Genomic DNA, 15,483 nt, shown 5'->3' on the forward strand with positions numbered 1-15,483 from the left:
CGGGAAAGGATTAATCTGGATTTGTTAGCAATCAACACTGCTGAGTGCCAAGTTTAGCCGCGCAGCAAGCCCTTGGGGAAGGGGGCTGCGGGCACGACGTCCAGATGGAGTCGCCCGGGGCACATTCAAGGTTTGCAGCCCACGGGTTACATGTCTTGCTCGTGCGCAGCGAACCCGGCGCTGCCGCGACGGCGTGCACGCCGGCATCCGGCGCCCTGCCCTCGCAGGTGCGGGACCTGCCAGGTTGCAGGCCTGATAGACTCCGGCGTTTGCACTGTCTGGCCGCAGCGGACGCGGGCTTTCCTGGGGATCCTCATGTCCAAACGTCAATCCACGGCGCGCATCGCGTCGAGCCTCCTGCTTGTCCTGTTCACGCCGTACGCCGCCGCACAGTACGTCTCGCTGGTCGGTGGCACGCCACCCGTGCAATCCTTCGACAGTCTCGCTGCCGCCAATACCGGTACCAGCGTGCCTGATGGCTGGTCCTTCGTCGAAGCCGGCACCAACGCCAACACCAGCTATGCAGCAGACGATGGCACGCTCAACAGCGGCAACACCTACAGCTACGGCACGGTCGGCAGCAGCGAGCGCGCGCTGGGCTCGATCCGATCGGGCAGCCTGCAACCGACCTTCGGCGCACAGCTGCGCAACGACACCGCCAACGCGCTGAGCGAGATCGTCGTGAGCTACACCGGCGAGCAGTGGCGCCTGGGCGCAAGCGGTCGTGCCGATGCGCTGCAGTTCCAGTACAGCCTCGATGCCACTTCGCTCGTCGACGCCGCGGCAACCTGGACTTCGATCTCCGCACTCGATTTCGCCTCGCCCGTCACCAGCGGTGCAATCGGCCCGCGCGACGGCAATGCCAGCGCCAACCGCAGCGTGATCAGCGCCTCGATCACCGGGCTCAATCTCGGTGTCGGTCAGAGCCTTTGGGTGCGCTGGGCCGATCAAGACATCCAGGGCGCCGAAGACGGCCTGGCGATCGACGATGTCAGCTTCGCGGTCGCCGGCGGTCCGCCGGTCGATAATCCGCCCACCCTCGTTTCGACCTCTCCCGCGAACGGCGCGGTCCAGGTGCCGCTCGCGGCGACGCTCGCTGCGGTCTTCAATGAACCGGTCACGCTCGGCAGCGCCTGGTACACGCTCAGCTGCAGCATTTCCGGCGCGCACACGCTGGCTGCGAGTGCCGGGCCGACCAGCTATACCTTCACCGTCGCACCGGCTTTTGCGCAGGCCGAGTCCTGCACCTGGACCTTGCACGCATCCGAGATCACCGACCTCGACGGCACGCTTGATACGCTCACGGGCGGCGACGTCGTGATTGGCTTCGCGACCTTCGATCCACAGAACATTCCGCCGCCGACCATCGTCTCCACGCAGCCGGTCGACGGCGCCGTCAACGTGCCGCGTGCTGCCGACATCCGCATCGTGTTCAATGAAGCGGTGACCGCCGATGCGGGAGCATTCGCGCTCTCCTGCGCCGGCAATCCTCAGGCGATCACCGCCAGCGGCGGCGGCACGCAACACGTGCTGACTCCGGATCAATTGCTGCCCGCCGGCGCCGCCTGCGTGTTCACGATCGATGGCAGCCTCGTGCACAACGGCTCGGGCATCGCGCTGGGCACGGCGGCACCGATCCACTTCAGCGTCGCCGACAGCAGCACGGTCGATGCCTATTACCAGCACGTCAACACCAGCTCGCCCGCGCAGTTGCGCTGCTCGCTGCACGAGACGATCAAGGGCCACACGATCTATCCCTACAGCGGCTCGGGCACCAACACCTGGACCATACTCGAACTCGCCCAGCAGGATCCGAACAATCCGGCCAAGATCATCGATGTCTACCGCAACCGCTCCTACAACACGGTCAGCGATCGCGCCGGCCAGGGCGGCGGCCTCACCTACAACCGCGAGCACACCTGGCCCAATTCGCTGGGCTTTGCCAACAGCAGCCTGGCCGCCTACACCGACACCCACATGCTGTGGCTGTCGGACAAGGACCAGAACGCATCGCGTGGCAACAAGCCCTATGCGAACTGCAGCAGCGGTTGCGGCGAATTGGCCACCGAAGCCAACAATGGCGTCGGCGGCCCCGGTCATTCCAACTGGGTCAAGACGCCCGATGGCAGCACCGGCTCGTTCGAAGTATGGGATCACCGCAAGGGCGAAATGGCGCGCGCAATGTTCTACATGGCGATCCGCTACGAAGGCATCAGCGCCGAGGATGCGCATGATGGCAACATTCCCGATCTCGAGCTCACCGATACGCGCAGCCTCATCGTCAATACGAACAACACCGCGGCCAAGGCCTACATGGGCCTGCTCACCGACCTGCTCGCCTGGCACCTGGCCGATCCGCCCGATGCCGAGGAAGTCGCGCGCAACGACCTCATCCAGACCTTCCAGGGCAACCGCAATCCCTTCGTCGATCACCCCGAGTGGGCGACGCTTGCGCTGTTCCAGTCGAGCCAGCCCGCAAATTGCGAACTGGCGCAGCCGGACGACACGATCTTCAGGAACGGCTTCGAGTCGAACTGAAGATCCACCGGCAACGGCCGCCCTGCTTCACGCGAGGCGGCCGATTGCCGATGCTGATTTGCGTCGAATCTCGACCGAAGGTTGCCGGAAAAACCGGAGGATGCCCTTCTCTGTGACGGGAGAAGGGACAATGCAGTTGAAGTCCAGCGCCAACCGGATTCCCGATTCCCGATTCCGATTTGTGCGACCATCGCAGACCCCTTCGCTGCTCCTCGCCTCGCATGTCCGCCCTGCTCGTCCACTGCACCTGTCCCGACGCGGCCAGCGCGCAGCGCATCGCCCGCACATTGGTCGAGGAGCGTTTGGCCGCCTGCGTGCAGATGGTGCCGGCGGTGCAATCGGTGTATCGCTGGCAGGGACAGGTCCAGCATGACGATGAAGCGTTGCTGCTGATCAAGACCGCATCGGTGTGCTGGGACGCATTGGTCGCGCGCGTGACCGAGCTGCACCCCTACGAGGTTCCGGAATTGCTCGCTTTCAGCGCGAGCAGCGGCAGCGCGCCCTACCTGCATTGGCTGGACACACAGACAGGCGCGCCGTGAACGTTGCCGCTGGAAAATGGTCAAAGCCCGGCCCGCCGCTCGCGCGAGGCCATCATCGGGAGATTCGCTTCATGTTCAAGCCGTGGATCGCGCTGCTCGGCGCCTGCCTGTTTGCAGGTGGCGCAATGGCACAGGCGCAGGATGGCCTGTTGCCGGTCGAGCAGGCCTTCAAGCTCAGCGCCAGCGTCGCCGAACCCGGCCGCATTGCGATCAAGGTCGAAATCGCCAAGGACTATTACCTGTATCGCGAGCGCATCAAGGCCAAGAGCAGCCAAAGCGATCTCGCACTCGGCCATCTCGAACTGCCTGCCGGCGAGCCCGTGCACGACGAGTTTCAGGGCGATGTCGAGATCTATCACGGCAGTCTCTCCGCGAGCCTGCCTTACACGCTCGCGCAAGCGATCCAGGGCGCCGCTGTCACCATCACGGTGCAGGGCTGCCACGAGATCGAACCCAAGATCTGCTACCCGCCCCATCCGACCCAACTCAAGCTCGACCTGCCGGCTTCCCCGGCAGCGGCTGCGCCCGCGACCGGGCTGCTGAGCGCTGGCCAGGCGCCCTTGATCCAGCTTGGCAGCAACCAACCCGGCGCGATCGGCGTGGCGACGCAGATGCCGCTGCCGGCCGAGCAGGCTTTCGTGTTCGAAGCCATCGCACTCGGCCCGACCAGGGTGCTTGCGCGCTGGTCGATGCCCAAGGGCTATTACCTCTATCGCGACAAGAGTGACGTCGCGATCGCCGCGGGCAAGGGCGTCGCGCTCGGCGCGCCGCAATGGCCCAAGGGCGTCGATCACACCGATGAGCACTTCGGTACCGTGCCGGTGTACTTCGACGAAGTCGAACTGCCGATCGATCTCGCGCGCGACAACGGCGCCGCGCAGTCGATCACCCTGCACGCCGAGTATCAGGGCTGTCAGGACAACGGCATCTGCTATCCGGTGATGCAGAAGGACGTGACGATTGCGCTGCCCGCGGCGAGCGCTGCGGAACTGTCCGCGGCCAAGGCCGCCTTCGTCCCCGCGCCAGCGCGCGCAGCCTCTCCCGACGCCTCGGCCGACAACGCCTCACGCAGCAGCGCGCCACGGCAGGCGCCGACAAACCTGCTGGTGGTGCTGCTGTCGGCCCTGCTCGGCGGCCTGATCCTCAACCTCATGCCCTGCGTCTTGCCGGTGCTTTCGCTCAAGGTGCTTGGCCTTGCCCACAGCGGCGAGAGCGCACAGGCAGCCAAACGCCACGCCTTGATCTACACCGCCGGCGTGCTGGTCGCGTTTGCCGCGGTCGGGCTGGCGGCGCTCGGCCTGCGCGCCGCGGGTCATGCGCTGGGTTGGGGCTTCCAATTGCAGCAGCCGCTGTTCGTCGGTGCCCTCGTCTACGTGATGTTCGCGATTGGCTTGAGCCTGTCGGGCGTGTTCAACATTGGCGTCGGCCTCACCAATATCGGCAGCGGCCTTGCCGCGCGCCGGGGCGCCAGCGGCGATTTCTTCACCGGCGTGCTCGCGGTGGTGGTCGCCAGTCCGTGCACGGTGCCCTTCATGGGTTCGGCCTTGGCTTACGCGTTCACCGCATCGGCGTGGCTGGGCTTGTTGGTCTTCCTCATGCTCGGTCTGGGACTGGCCCTGCCGTTTCTCTTGATCGGCTTCGTGCCCGCGCTGGCACAGCGCCTGCCGCGACCGGGCGCGTGGATGGAAACGCTCAAGCAGTTGCTCGCGTTTCCGCTTTATCTCACCGCGGTCTGGTTGGCGTGGGTGCTCGGCAACCAGCGGGGCATCGACGCGGTCGGCTACCTGCTGGCAGGGGCCGTGGTGCTCGCGCTCGGCCTGTGGGCCTGGGAGCGCAGTCGTTCGCGCAGTTTCGCCCTGCGTGCGATTGCGGCCCTGGTCGTGCTCGCGGCGTTTCTGCCGCTGGCGCGCATCCATGCGCTCGCACCGGTTTCGTCGCAGGCCGCCGCCAGCGACGCCGTCCCCTACTCCGCGCAGCGTCTGGCCGAGCTGCGCGCCGCAGGTCGCGGCGTCTTCGTCGACATGGGCGCCGATTGGTGCGTGACCTGCAAGGTCAACGAGAAGGCCGTGATCCACACCGATGCATTCCGCGACCTGCTCAAGCGCAATGACATGGTGCTGATGACCGGCGACTGGACCAATTCAGACCCGGCGATCAGTGCCTTCCTCAAGGACTACAAGGCAGTCGGCGTGCCGCTCTATGTGGTGTTCCGCGCCGGTCAGGAAGGGCCGGGGCAAGTGCTGCCGACCGTGCTCACCCACGGCATCGTCGAAAGCGCGCTCATCGGCAGTCCCTGAGCGCGGCGGCGATGTTGCAACGCCCCCACCTCTGGATCGTGCTCGCGGCCCTGCTCGCCGCGGGTGCGGGTGCGCTCGCCGGGCACTGGCTCAAGCCGCAGCGCGGCGGCGCTGCCTACGCCGAAGTGGGTCGCCTGCGTGCCGATTTCGCGCGACCCGATGTCGACGGCAGCTTGCGCCACATCAGCGAATGGAACGGCAAACTCGTCGTCCTCAACTTCTGGGCCAGTTGGTGCGCGCCCTGTCGCAACGAGATGCCCTTGCTCAGCAAGGTCGCCCAACGCGAGGCACCCCATGGCCTTGCGGTGGTCGGCATTGCGGTGGACGAGACAGCGGCCACGCGCGACTTTCTTGCCGACCACCCCGTGAGCTATCCGATCCTCATCGATCCGCCCGCATCGAAGCGCGATTTGTCGTCAACGTACGGCAATGCGCGGCGAGTCCTGCCCTACACGGTGCTGATCGGGCGGGATGGGCGCATCCTCGCCCAGCATTTTGGTGAGTTCAGTGCCACGGCGCTCGATGAGTGGATAAAACCACATTTGTAGCCAATCTCGGCAAAACTCTCGCAAACATCGCCGAACTGGACAGATCAGGCCCGAGCGACCAGACTAGCGCCCCTGTTTTGAGACCCGGACTGCCTGGTGGCGAAGATCCTCGTTCTGCACGGCCCCAACCTCAACCTGCTCGGCAGCCGCGAGCCGGAGATCTACGGCCACACGACCCTGGCCGAGATCGACGCCGATCTCGCCGCACGCGCGAGCGCGGCCGGCCACGCCCTGACGAGCCTCCAGTCCAATGCCGAGCACATCCTGATCGAGCGCGTGCATGCCGCGCGCGCCGACGGCACCGCCATCATCCTCATCAATCCGGCCGCCTTCACCCACACCAGCCTCGCGCTGCGCGACGCGCTGGCCGCGGTCGGCGTGCCCTTCATCGAGGTCCACCTCAGCAACATCCACGCGCGCGAGTCATACCGCCAGCATTCCTGGTTTTCCGATCTTGCAGTCGGCGTGATCTGCGGACTCGGACCCATTGGCTACGGCCTGGCACTGGCCGCGGCAATTGCCCGCATCGAACGCACCACCTGATCACTGCGCGCCGAGCGCAAACCGGCGTCGCCCCACCGAGAGAAGCCCATGGATCTGCGCAAGATCAAGAAACTCATCGACCTGCTCGAGGAATCCAACCTCGCCGAACTGGAAATCAAGGAAGGCGAGGAAATCGTGCGCCTGTCGCGCATGCCCAAGGGCATGGTGATGTCGGCGCCCGCGATGTCGGCGCAACCCATGCGCGTCGAGGCCCCTGCCAGCGCCGCGAGCGCGCCGGCTGCCGCAGCGCCCGCACCCGCCGCGGGCAGCAAGGCGCTGCCCGAAGGCACCGTGGTCAAGTCACCGATGGTCGGCACGTTCTACGCCTCGGCCAATCCGGAAGCTCCCCCCTTCGTCAAGGTCGGCCAGAGCGTCAAGGCCGGCGACACGCTCGGCATCATCGAAGCGATGAAGATGTTCAACCAGATCGAAGCCGATGTTGCCGGCACCGTGCTTGCCATTCTCGTCGACAGCGGTCAGCCGGTGGAATTCGACGAACCCTTGTTCGTGATTGGTTGAAGCGACGAATCCCATGCTCGAAAAAATCGTCATCGCCAATCGCGGCGAAATCGCGCTCCGCGTCCTGCGTGCCTGCCATACGCTGGGCATCCGCACCGTGGCCGTGCATTCGACCGCCGATCGCAATCTCAAACATGTCGGCATGGCCGACGAGGCGATCTGCATCGGGCCTGCGCCTTCTGCCGACAGTTACCTCAACATCCCGCGCATCATCGCCGCCGCCGAAGTCACCGACGCCCAGGCGATCCATCCGGGCTATGGTTTTCTGTCGGAGAACGCCGACTTCGCCGAACGCGTGGAGAAGTCGGGCTTCATCTTCATCGGTCCGACCGCGCCGGTGATCCGGCTGATGGGCGACAAGGTCGAGGCGATTCGCGCAATGCGCGCCGCGGGCGTGCCCTGCGTGCCCGGCTCGGGTGGCCCGCTCGGCGATGACGTGGTAGCCAATACCAAAATCGCGCGCGAAATCGGCTACCCGGTCATCATCAAGGCAGCCGGCGGTGGTGGTGGCCGCGGCATGCGTGTGGTGCACACCGAAGGACATCTGTCGAGCGCGATCCAGATGACCAAGTCCGAAGCCAAGGCCGCGTTCGGCAATGGCGAGGTCTACATGGAAAAGTATCTGGAGAATCCGCGTCACATCGAAATCCAGGTGCTCGCCGACGGCCAAGGCAACGCGATTCATCTGGGTGAACGCGACTGCTCGATGCAGCGCCGTCACCAGAAGGTCGTCGAGGAAGCGCCCGCGCCGGGCATCACGCCCGAACAACGCGCGCAGATCGGCGAGGTTTGCGTCGAGGCCTGCAAGCGCATCGGCTATCGCGGCGCCGGCACCTTCGAGTTCCTCTACGAGAATGGCCGCTTCTACTTCATCGAGATGAACACCCGCATCCAGGTCGAACACCCGGTCACCGAATTGGTCACCGGCATCGACCTCGTGCGCGAGCAACTGCTGATCGCGGGCGGCGAGAAGCTCTCGATCCGCCAGAGCGATGTCGTGCTCAACGGCCACGCGATCGAGTGCCGCGTCAACGCCGAGGATCCCGACAGCTTCCTGCCCAGTCCGGGCACGGTCAAGCGTTTCGAATCACCGGGTGGACCGGGCGTGCGCGTGGATACGCACATCTACGACGGCTATCGCATTCCGCCCAACTACGATTCGATGATCGGCAAGCTCATCGTGCATGGCCGCGACCGCGCCACCGCGATTGCGCGCATGCGCATCGCACTGTCGGAAATGGTGATCGAAGGCGTCAAGTCGAACATCCCGCTGCAGCAGCGCATCATGGCCGATGGCGGCTTCCAGAGCGGCGGCCAGAACATCCATTACCTGGAAAAGCGCATGGCCGAGATGCGCGAGAAGTCGATCGGCCTGGGTTGATTCCGGCCCGCGATCGATCAACCCACGATGTGGCTCGAACTCTCCCTCACGATCCGCGCCAGTGACCAGGAGCGCACCGAACTCGCGCTCGAGGACGCCGGCGCGCTTGCGGTGACCTTGCTCGACGCCGACGCCGACACGCCCAACGAGCGCGCGATCCTCGAACCCGGGGTCGGCGAGACGCCATTGTGGGGCGAGATCGCCCTGTCGGCACTGTTCGACGCCGACACCGATCGCGCGGGCCTGCTGCAGGTTCTGCTCGATCTGCTGCCCGAGCTCGAACCCGCGCAGCTGCGCTTCCGCGAGATCGCCGATCAGGACTGGACGCGGGTGTGGATGGAGGACTTCAAGCCGATGCGCTTCGGTCGGCGGCTGTGGATCTATCCCTGGAACTTCGAGCCGCCCACAGATGAACCCGATGCGGTGATCGTGCGCCTCGACCCGGGGCTGGCCTTCGGCACCGGCACGCATCCGACCACGGCGCTGTGCCTGGAATGGCTCGATGGTCTCGATCTCGCCGGCAAGCAGCTCATCGATTTCGGCTGCGGTTCGGGCGTGCTCGCGCTCGCCGCACTCAAGCTCGGCGCGGCGCAGGTGATCGGCATCGACAACGATCCGCAGGCGCTGCAGGCGAGTCACGACAATGCCGAACGCAATGCGGTGGCCGATCGTCTCGAACTGTACGCGCCGGAAGATTTCACCGACACACCCGCCGATGTGTTCGTCGCCAACATCCTCGCCGGCCCGCTGGCACAGCTTGCGCCCCGTTTCGCACGCTCCTGCAAACCCGGTGCACCGTTCGCGATCTCGGGCATCCTGCGGGGCCAGCACGAAGAACTGCTGACGATCTACGCGCAGTGGTTCGAGCGACTGCAGGTGAGCCAGCGCGAGGATTGGGTGCGCATCGATGGTCGGCGGCGCAGCTGAACTTGCGCCAGCGCAGTGCCGATTCCGTGCGCCACGGTGACTAGAATGTCGTTCGGTTCCTGCCCGTGAGGTCCTCGTGAGCCTGCCCCGTTGGCTCGGCCGCAAGCTTGCCGGTTTCCTCGCCCGGCCGCGCGACCGCCTGTCGATCACCACCAGCCGTCCCGGCCTGCTTGCCGCGACCCTGCGCAAGGGTGATGTGCTGCTGGTCGAGGGCACCAGTCGCTTTGCCGGCGCGATCCGCTACATCACCCAATCGACCTGGTCGCATTCTGCGCTGTATGTGGGCGACGCGCTCGCGGATCGTTTCGGCGGCGAGACGATGCTGGTCGAGGCCGACGTCAACGACGGCGTGCGCGCCGTGCCGGTGAGCCGTTACGCGCACGTGCACACGCGCATCTGCCGTCCGGTCGGCCTGCACGAAGAAGAAATCGAAAGCGTCATCGGCTACGCGATCGCGCGACTGGGACAGCGCTACGACCTGCGCAACATCTTCGATCTGGCGCGCTACCTGATCACCGAACCACCGGTTCCCGAGCGGTATCGGCGCCGCTTGCTCGCACTCGGCGGCGGCGACCCCACGCGCGCGATCTGCTCCTCGCTGATTGCCGCCGCGTTTGAATCGGTGCGCTATCCGATCCTGCCCGATATCGAAGTCAGCTGGGAAGAAACCGCAATGGGTCAGCGCTACGCGCGGCAGATCCTCCACATTCGTGATTCGCGCTTGTTCGCGCCGCGCGATTTCGATGTCTCGCCCTATTTCCGCATCATCAAGCCGACTCTCGAACACGGCTTCGATCCGCACCTGTTGACCTGGGCGAAAGCGGCTGCACCGGTCGACTCCGGTTCCGCAATGAAGTGAAGCTGACGCAGCGCAGGCCGCTGGCTTAGACTACCTGCTTCGTTCGCGCCCGCGTCATCCATGTATACGCAATGCCCGCAGTGCTTGACGATCTATCGCATCGACGGTGAAACGATTGCCGCCGCACACGGCAATGTCCGCTGCAGTGACTGCGCGATCGTGTTCGACGCTCTCGTCACGCTTGCCGCACAACTGCCACCCGAGCCAATCGAGCGCCTGCCCGCGCATCTCGCCCGCAGCGAACCGCCACGACTGGACGCGCCGGTATTGCGGCCCAATCCGGCGCAGATCGCCTTGTTCGCCGAACCGGCCGCGCGCAAGCGCCAGCATCGGCGCAGCAGCTTGCCAACCTTCGCGCGCGCGAAGCGCCCGCGCACCACGCGCGACCGCGGCTGGGTGCTGGCCTGCGCCGGCCTGCTGTTGTTGCTGGGTGTGCAGATCGCCTGGTCGGAGCGCGCGCGCTGGATCGACGATCCGCGAGTGCGCAGCGTACTCGAGCCGCTGTGCGCGCAGCTGCATTGCAGCCTGCCGCTGCGCCATGAGGTCGCCACCCTCGAACTTCTTTCGCGTGACATCCATCCGCATCCTTCAGTCCCGGGCGCGCTGGTGATCTCGGCGACCTTGCGCAACGATGCACCGTTCGCGCAAACCTGGCCGACGGTCGAGGTCTCGCTGTCCAATCTCGACGACAAGCGCGTGGCGATGCGTCGCTTCCAGCCGCGCGACTATCTTTCCGACAGCCACACCATCAGCAGCGGCATCGCCGCCGGCGCCAGCGCCGCGCTCGTGTTCGAAGTTGCCGATCCGGGCAAGGATGCGGTCGCTTTCGAGTTCAGTTTCCAGTAGTGCGAATCACAACAGGCGCTTGCGCGCGATCCCGCAGATGTGCATCAGCACACACGCGCAAGTGACCGCGCCGAAACACATTCGTCGTGAAATCTGCAAACAAGCGCAAACCGGGGCTTACCAAGGCGCGCAACGCTCGCTACTATCGTCTTTCGGCATGCCTGCGGGCATGCCCGCTCGCTACAGGGAAGCACGCTTCGACAATCTGGGGCCTGAGCTCGTGACTGCTGCCACTTCGCTGCGCGCCGACGCGTCGCACGAACCGACCTTGCAACCTGCCTTGCGCGAATGCGTCGCGCGCGCGGTGCGCCGCTACCTCGCCGACGTGGAATCCGAGCCCGGCGGGGGCCTGCATGCACTGGTGTTGCAGGAAGTCGAACTGCCCTTGCTGCGCGAGGTGCTCGGCTGGTACGAGGGCAACCAAAGCCGCGCGGCAACGGCACTGGGAATCAGTCGCGCCACCTTGCGCAAGAAACTCCAGCTCTACGGCCTGACCGATTGAGCTCAAGCGCGCCGGCTTGCATCGGCGCTGCGCGAGCGATCCCTTCTCGCATCTGATCAGCTGTGCGACTCGGCCGAGTCTCAGCCCTTTCTCGCCGAACATCCCAGGCAAGCAGGCTTGTGCAGAGCGCAGCGTGCCGCGCTCGGTCGACGCCGTGCGGCCAATGCAGCGCCGCAAGCTGCCCTCCTTGAACGCATGCGGCTCTCCGGCTTTCTTGCGAGAAAGGTGATTTTGGATTGGCGATGGCCCCAGGGCGAATCGGGTCGTCGGATCGCTCCGCAAGAGCACGCACCAGACGAAACCGGATTCTTCCGGGTCTTTGCCGAATGACTCCCGCGGATCGCGACAGGCGTCTGCCTGCGTGGGTGGATCGATTGCGCTCCCGCTCCTCGCGGCGTAGGGTTTCCACTCGGCCGCGCTGCGAGAGTTCACGCAATGCGGCCGACTGCAAGCACCTGCCGAGGCAGAAACAAGGAGCAAGCAGCCATGGGATTCGTTCGCACGATCTTCGTTTCACGCGCCCGGCGCGCGTCCATTCACACGCTATGCGCTCTTGCGCTGCTTTCGGCGACAGCCGGCGCGGCTCACGACAGGGTCGACGATGCCATCGGGAATTGGCGCTCGGCGATATCGACGCAGAATCGCGGCGACGGCGTGGCGCAGTCCGCGTCGGATGTTCCTGTGCAAACCGGGCGGACAGTGTCGCAACCGCCCACGAGTTCCTACGGCGCGCGCCGGTTCAGCGAAGTGTACAGCGTGACGTGGGATGACATTCCCGTCGCCGAGGCAACGCCAGCCGATCCCGACATCACTGCTGCCATTTCAATCGCCAACGACGGCACGATCGCGGGAAAGCAGGGCGACACGCTGGTGCTTTGGCATCCGGACACGCGCATGTGGGAGCGTGTGCCCAAGGCACTCGCCCCGACGTCGGTATTCATTTCGCCCGATGGATCTTCAGTCCTTGCAAGCGACGGTTCGCGGCCGCCCGACCCGGCGAACATCGTGACGTGGAATCGTATGAGCGGCTGGCAGACGCTGGCAGGGAGCACAGCGACCAACTCGGAGGCAAAGAGCGTTTCGAGGAATTTCCGGTTTGCAGTGGGCGGTGGAATCAACCCAGGCGAACCGGCTCAAGCCTGGGTCTGGGCCATCGATGGCGGCACCCAGCACCTTCTGCCAACTCCCGATTTCGCCAACTCTGCGATAGCGAGCGCGGTTTCCGACGATGGCAACATCGTCATCGGTTACACGGTCCTCGCCGGTGACAACGATTGGCCGGTGCTCATTGCAGTTCGCTGGGTGGGCGGCGGCCCTCCGACCATTCTCCGGGCCCCCGATGGCAGCGAGCTGGCTGGAGTCATCGCCTGCAACAGCGATTGCAGCATCGTTTTCGGCGCCAACAACTGGTTCCTGAAAGACAATGGCGAGTTCGGGTTTCTGGGCACACTTCCCGATGCCGATCCCGATCCTCATGGCACTTATTACGCCCAGGACGCCTCATCCGACGGCTCGGTGGTCGCTGGCCTTTATATGCAGAACGCCGATCCCGCGAATCCGACATCGGGAACCTATAACGATCGGCCTTATCTGTGGACATCGGCGACCGGCATGACGTCCTTGCGTTCGCTGAGCACCGAACTGGGCGTCGGGGACGAAGATTGGGGTTCCATCGACCTGGTGCGTCTCTCCCCCGATGGGCGGCGCATCCTCATTCGCGGAGACCGCGCGTCGGGGCAACCCAGAACGGTGGTGTTGCATCTGACGTCCCGCGCCGTGAGGCTCGATTCCGGGCATTCAACGCACGCACGGCCGACGCCGCCGCGCACGAACTGAAGCCGATCTTCGCGGGCGGGATCGCCATGATTTCCCGTTCTTCGCCAGCGACTCGCAAGCCGAGACGACCATGCCGTGGTCGGCGAGCACCGGCAAGACCTCGACCACGAGCATCGTGAGCGCGGCGCGCCTGGCCGGCACGGCGGCAAGCAACAGCGTACGGCAAATTCTCCGGGAATCAGCCGCGCCAGCTTGCGCAAGGGACTCCGGCTCCACGGCCTCGACGGCTGGACGGCGCGGCCAAAACCAGCCGCAACCGCGCCCCGCCTCGAGCAGGTGGCGGCGCACGGAAACGCCCCTATAATCGCTGGTTTCCCGCATTGAAAGCGCCATGTCCAGCCATCATCCGGTGCCGGTTCGCCGCGCCCTGCTGAGCGTCTCCGACAAGACCGGCATCGTCGATCTCGCGCGCGGGCTCGATGCGCTGGGCGTCATGCTGATTTCCACCGGCGGCACCGCGCGCGCGCTGCGCGAGGCCGGCCTTGCCGTCACCGACGTCAGCCAGGTCACGGGTTTTCCGGAGATCATGGATGGGCGCGTGAAGACCCTGCACCCATCGGTGCATGGTGCCCTGCTTGGTCGCCGCGGCGTCGATGACTCGATCATGGCCGAGTTCGGGATCGCGCCGATCGACCTGCTGGTGGTCAACCTCTACCCGTTCGAGCGGGTCTCCAATCAGCACGACAGCACACTCGAAGAGACCATCGAGAACATCGACATCGGCGGGCCGGCGATGCTGCGCGCGGCCGCGAAGAACCACGAGCGCGTCGCGGTGGCCGTCGATCCGGTCGACTACGCCGAACTGCTCGATGCGCTGTCCAAGGGCGGCACCTCGCTCACGCTGCGCCGCCGGCTTGCGGCCAGCGCGTTTGCCCACACCGCGCGCTATGACGGCCTGATCGCCAATTGGCTGGGCACGCGCATCGACGGCGATGCGCCGACGCCGTTCCCCGATGCACTGCGCCTGTCCTTCGAGCGTCGGCAGACGCTGCGCTACGGCGAGAATCCGCATCAGGAAGCCGCGCTCTACGTCGAGCGCCACCCGCCCGCGGGCACCGTCGCCCACGCGCGCATCCTCGCCGGCAAGGAACTGTCCTACAACAACATCGCCGATGCCGATGCCGCGCTCGAATGCGTGAAGGCCTTCCGCAAGACGCCCAGCTGCGTGATCGTCAAACACGCCAATCCCTGCGGCGTGGCGCTGGGTACCAACCTCGGCGAAGCCTACGAGCGCGCCTGGGCCTGCGATCCGGTATCGGCGTTCGGCGGCATCATCGCCTTCAACCATCGGCTCGATGCCGAAGTCGCGCGCATGATCATCGGGCGCCAGTTCGTCGAGGTGGTGGTCGCGCCCGCGGTCGATGCCGAAGCGGTCGAAGTGCTGGCCAGCAAGCCCAACGTACGCGTGCTCGCCACCGGCGCATGGGACGAAACGGCGGCGCCGGCACTGGACTACAAGCGTATCGCCGGCGGCCTGCTGGTGCAGGACAGCGATCGCGATACCTTGCTGCTGTCCGACCTCAAGATCGTTTCGCGTCGCGTGCCCGACGCGAGCGAACTGCATGACCTGCTGTTTGCCTGGCATGTGGCGATGTTCGTCAAGTCGAATGCGATCGTCTACGCGCGCGGCAGCCGCACCATCGGCATCGGCGCGGGCCAGATGAGCCGCGTGGTCAGTGCGCGCATCGCGGCGATGAAGGCCGTCGACGCCAAACTCGACGTCACCGGCAGCGTGATGGCCTCGGATGCGTTTTTCCCGTTTCGCGACGGCATCGATGCCGCCGCGCAAACCGGCATTCGCGCGGTGATCCAGCCTGGCGGCTCGATGCGCGACAAGGAAGTCATCGCCGCTGCCGATGAACACGGCATGGCGATGGTGTTCACCGGCATCCGTCATTTCCGGCATTGACGCCGCTGCGCGGCATCAATCCCGAAGCTTGCATGGCGAACTTCGGGCCCCGGCCTTGCCTTCCCACACCCCCATTCGCGCCTGCGGCGCGAATCGCCCCCTGACTCAGGGGGCATTGCCCGCAGCATTCGCACCGCGAGGGTCCTCGTGCCAGCGACAACCAACAACGTCCGGCAGCAACGCCGCTGCGCGGCATCAATCCCGAAGTTCGCCAAACGAACTTCGGGCCCCGGCCT

Annotated in this window: 13 protein-coding genes; all 13 read left to right on the forward strand. The window is 65.7% G+C overall.

Annotation, left to right across the window (positions count from 1 at the left end; genetic code table 11):
• Positions 1-315 precede the first annotated feature (315 nt).
• The 13 genes from KF759_RS07245 (at position 316) to purH (ending at position 15,247) form a co-directional block, all read left to right on the forward strand.
• On the forward strand, positions 316-2,538 hold the full coding sequence (locus tag KF759_RS07245) for an endonuclease (protein ID WP_291224048.1): 2,223 nt from the start codon (positions 316-318) through the stop codon (positions 2,536-2,538).
• Between the two features lie 221 nt (positions 2,539-2,759).
• Complete coding sequence (cutA, locus tag KF759_RS07250) at positions 2,760-3,080, forward strand: divalent-cation tolerance protein CutA (protein ID WP_291224050.1); 321 nt, start codon at positions 2,760-2,762, stop codon at positions 3,078-3,080.
• A gap of 71 nt (positions 3,081-3,151) precedes the next feature.
• Positions 3,152-5,377, forward strand: a complete 2,226-nt coding sequence (locus tag KF759_RS07255) for a protein-disulfide reductase DsbD (protein ID WP_291224051.1) — start codon at positions 3,152-3,154, stop codon at positions 5,375-5,377.
• Between the two features lie 11 nt (positions 5,378-5,388).
• Complete coding sequence (locus KF759_RS07260; protein ID WP_291224052.1) at positions 5,389-5,925, forward strand: TlpA disulfide reductase family protein; 537 nt, start codon at positions 5,389-5,391, stop codon at positions 5,923-5,925.
• A 96-nt stretch (positions 5,926-6,021) separates the two neighbouring features.
• Positions 6,022-6,468 carry a type II 3-dehydroquinate dehydratase gene (aroQ, locus tag KF759_RS07265; protein ID WP_291224053.1) on the forward strand — a complete coding sequence of 149 codons (447 nt, stop codon included), beginning with the start codon at positions 6,022-6,024 and terminating at the stop codon, positions 6,466-6,468.
• Between the two features lie 48 nt (positions 6,469-6,516).
• Positions 6,517-6,987 carry an acetyl-CoA carboxylase biotin carboxyl carrier protein gene (gene accB, locus KF759_RS07270; protein ID WP_291224054.1) on the forward strand — a complete coding sequence of 157 codons (471 nt, stop codon included), beginning with the start codon at positions 6,517-6,519 and terminating at the stop codon, positions 6,985-6,987.
• Between the two features lie 13 nt (positions 6,988-7,000).
• Positions 7,001-8,368, forward strand: a complete 1,368-nt coding sequence (gene accC / locus KF759_RS07275) for an acetyl-CoA carboxylase biotin carboxylase subunit (protein WP_291224055.1) — start codon at positions 7,001-7,003, stop codon at positions 8,366-8,368.
• Between the two features lie 27 nt (positions 8,369-8,395).
• Positions 8,396-9,295, forward strand: coding sequence for a 50S ribosomal protein L11 methyltransferase (gene prmA, locus KF759_RS07280; RefSeq protein ID WP_291224057.1), 900 nt, complete (start codon positions 8,396-8,398; stop codon positions 9,293-9,295).
• A gap of 76 nt (positions 9,296-9,371) precedes the next feature.
• Complete coding sequence (locus KF759_RS07285; protein ID WP_291224059.1) at positions 9,372-10,154, forward strand: YiiX/YebB-like N1pC/P60 family cysteine hydrolase; 783 nt, start codon at positions 9,372-9,374, stop codon at positions 10,152-10,154.
• 60 nt (positions 10,155-10,214) lie between these two features.
• Positions 10,215-11,000 (forward strand): zinc-ribbon and DUF3426 domain-containing protein, encoded by a 786-nt coding sequence (locus tag KF759_RS07290; RefSeq protein ID WP_291224061.1) that lies wholly within the window; start codon positions 10,215-10,217, stop codon positions 10,998-11,000.
• Between the two features lie 169 nt (positions 11,001-11,169).
• Positions 11,170-11,502, forward strand: coding sequence for a helix-turn-helix domain-containing protein (locus KF759_RS07295; RefSeq protein ID WP_291224062.1), 333 nt, complete (start codon positions 11,170-11,172; stop codon positions 11,500-11,502).
• A gap of 486 nt (positions 11,503-11,988) precedes the next feature.
• Entirely contained in the window at positions 11,989-13,338 is a 1,350-nt protein-coding gene (locus KF759_RS07300; protein ID WP_291224064.1) for a hypothetical protein, read from the forward strand.
• Between the two features lie 331 nt (positions 13,339-13,669).
• Complete coding sequence (gene purH / locus KF759_RS07305) at positions 13,670-15,247, forward strand: bifunctional phosphoribosylaminoimidazolecarboxamide formyltransferase/IMP cyclohydrolase (protein ID WP_291224066.1); 1,578 nt, start codon at positions 13,670-13,672, stop codon at positions 15,245-15,247.
• The last annotated feature ends 236 nt before the right edge of the window (positions 15,248-15,483 follow it).

It is taken from the genome of Dokdonella sp. (assembly GCF_019634815.1).
In the GTDB taxonomy this organism is placed as follows: domain Bacteria; phylum Pseudomonadota; class Gammaproteobacteria; order Xanthomonadales; family Rhodanobacteraceae; genus Dokdonella_A.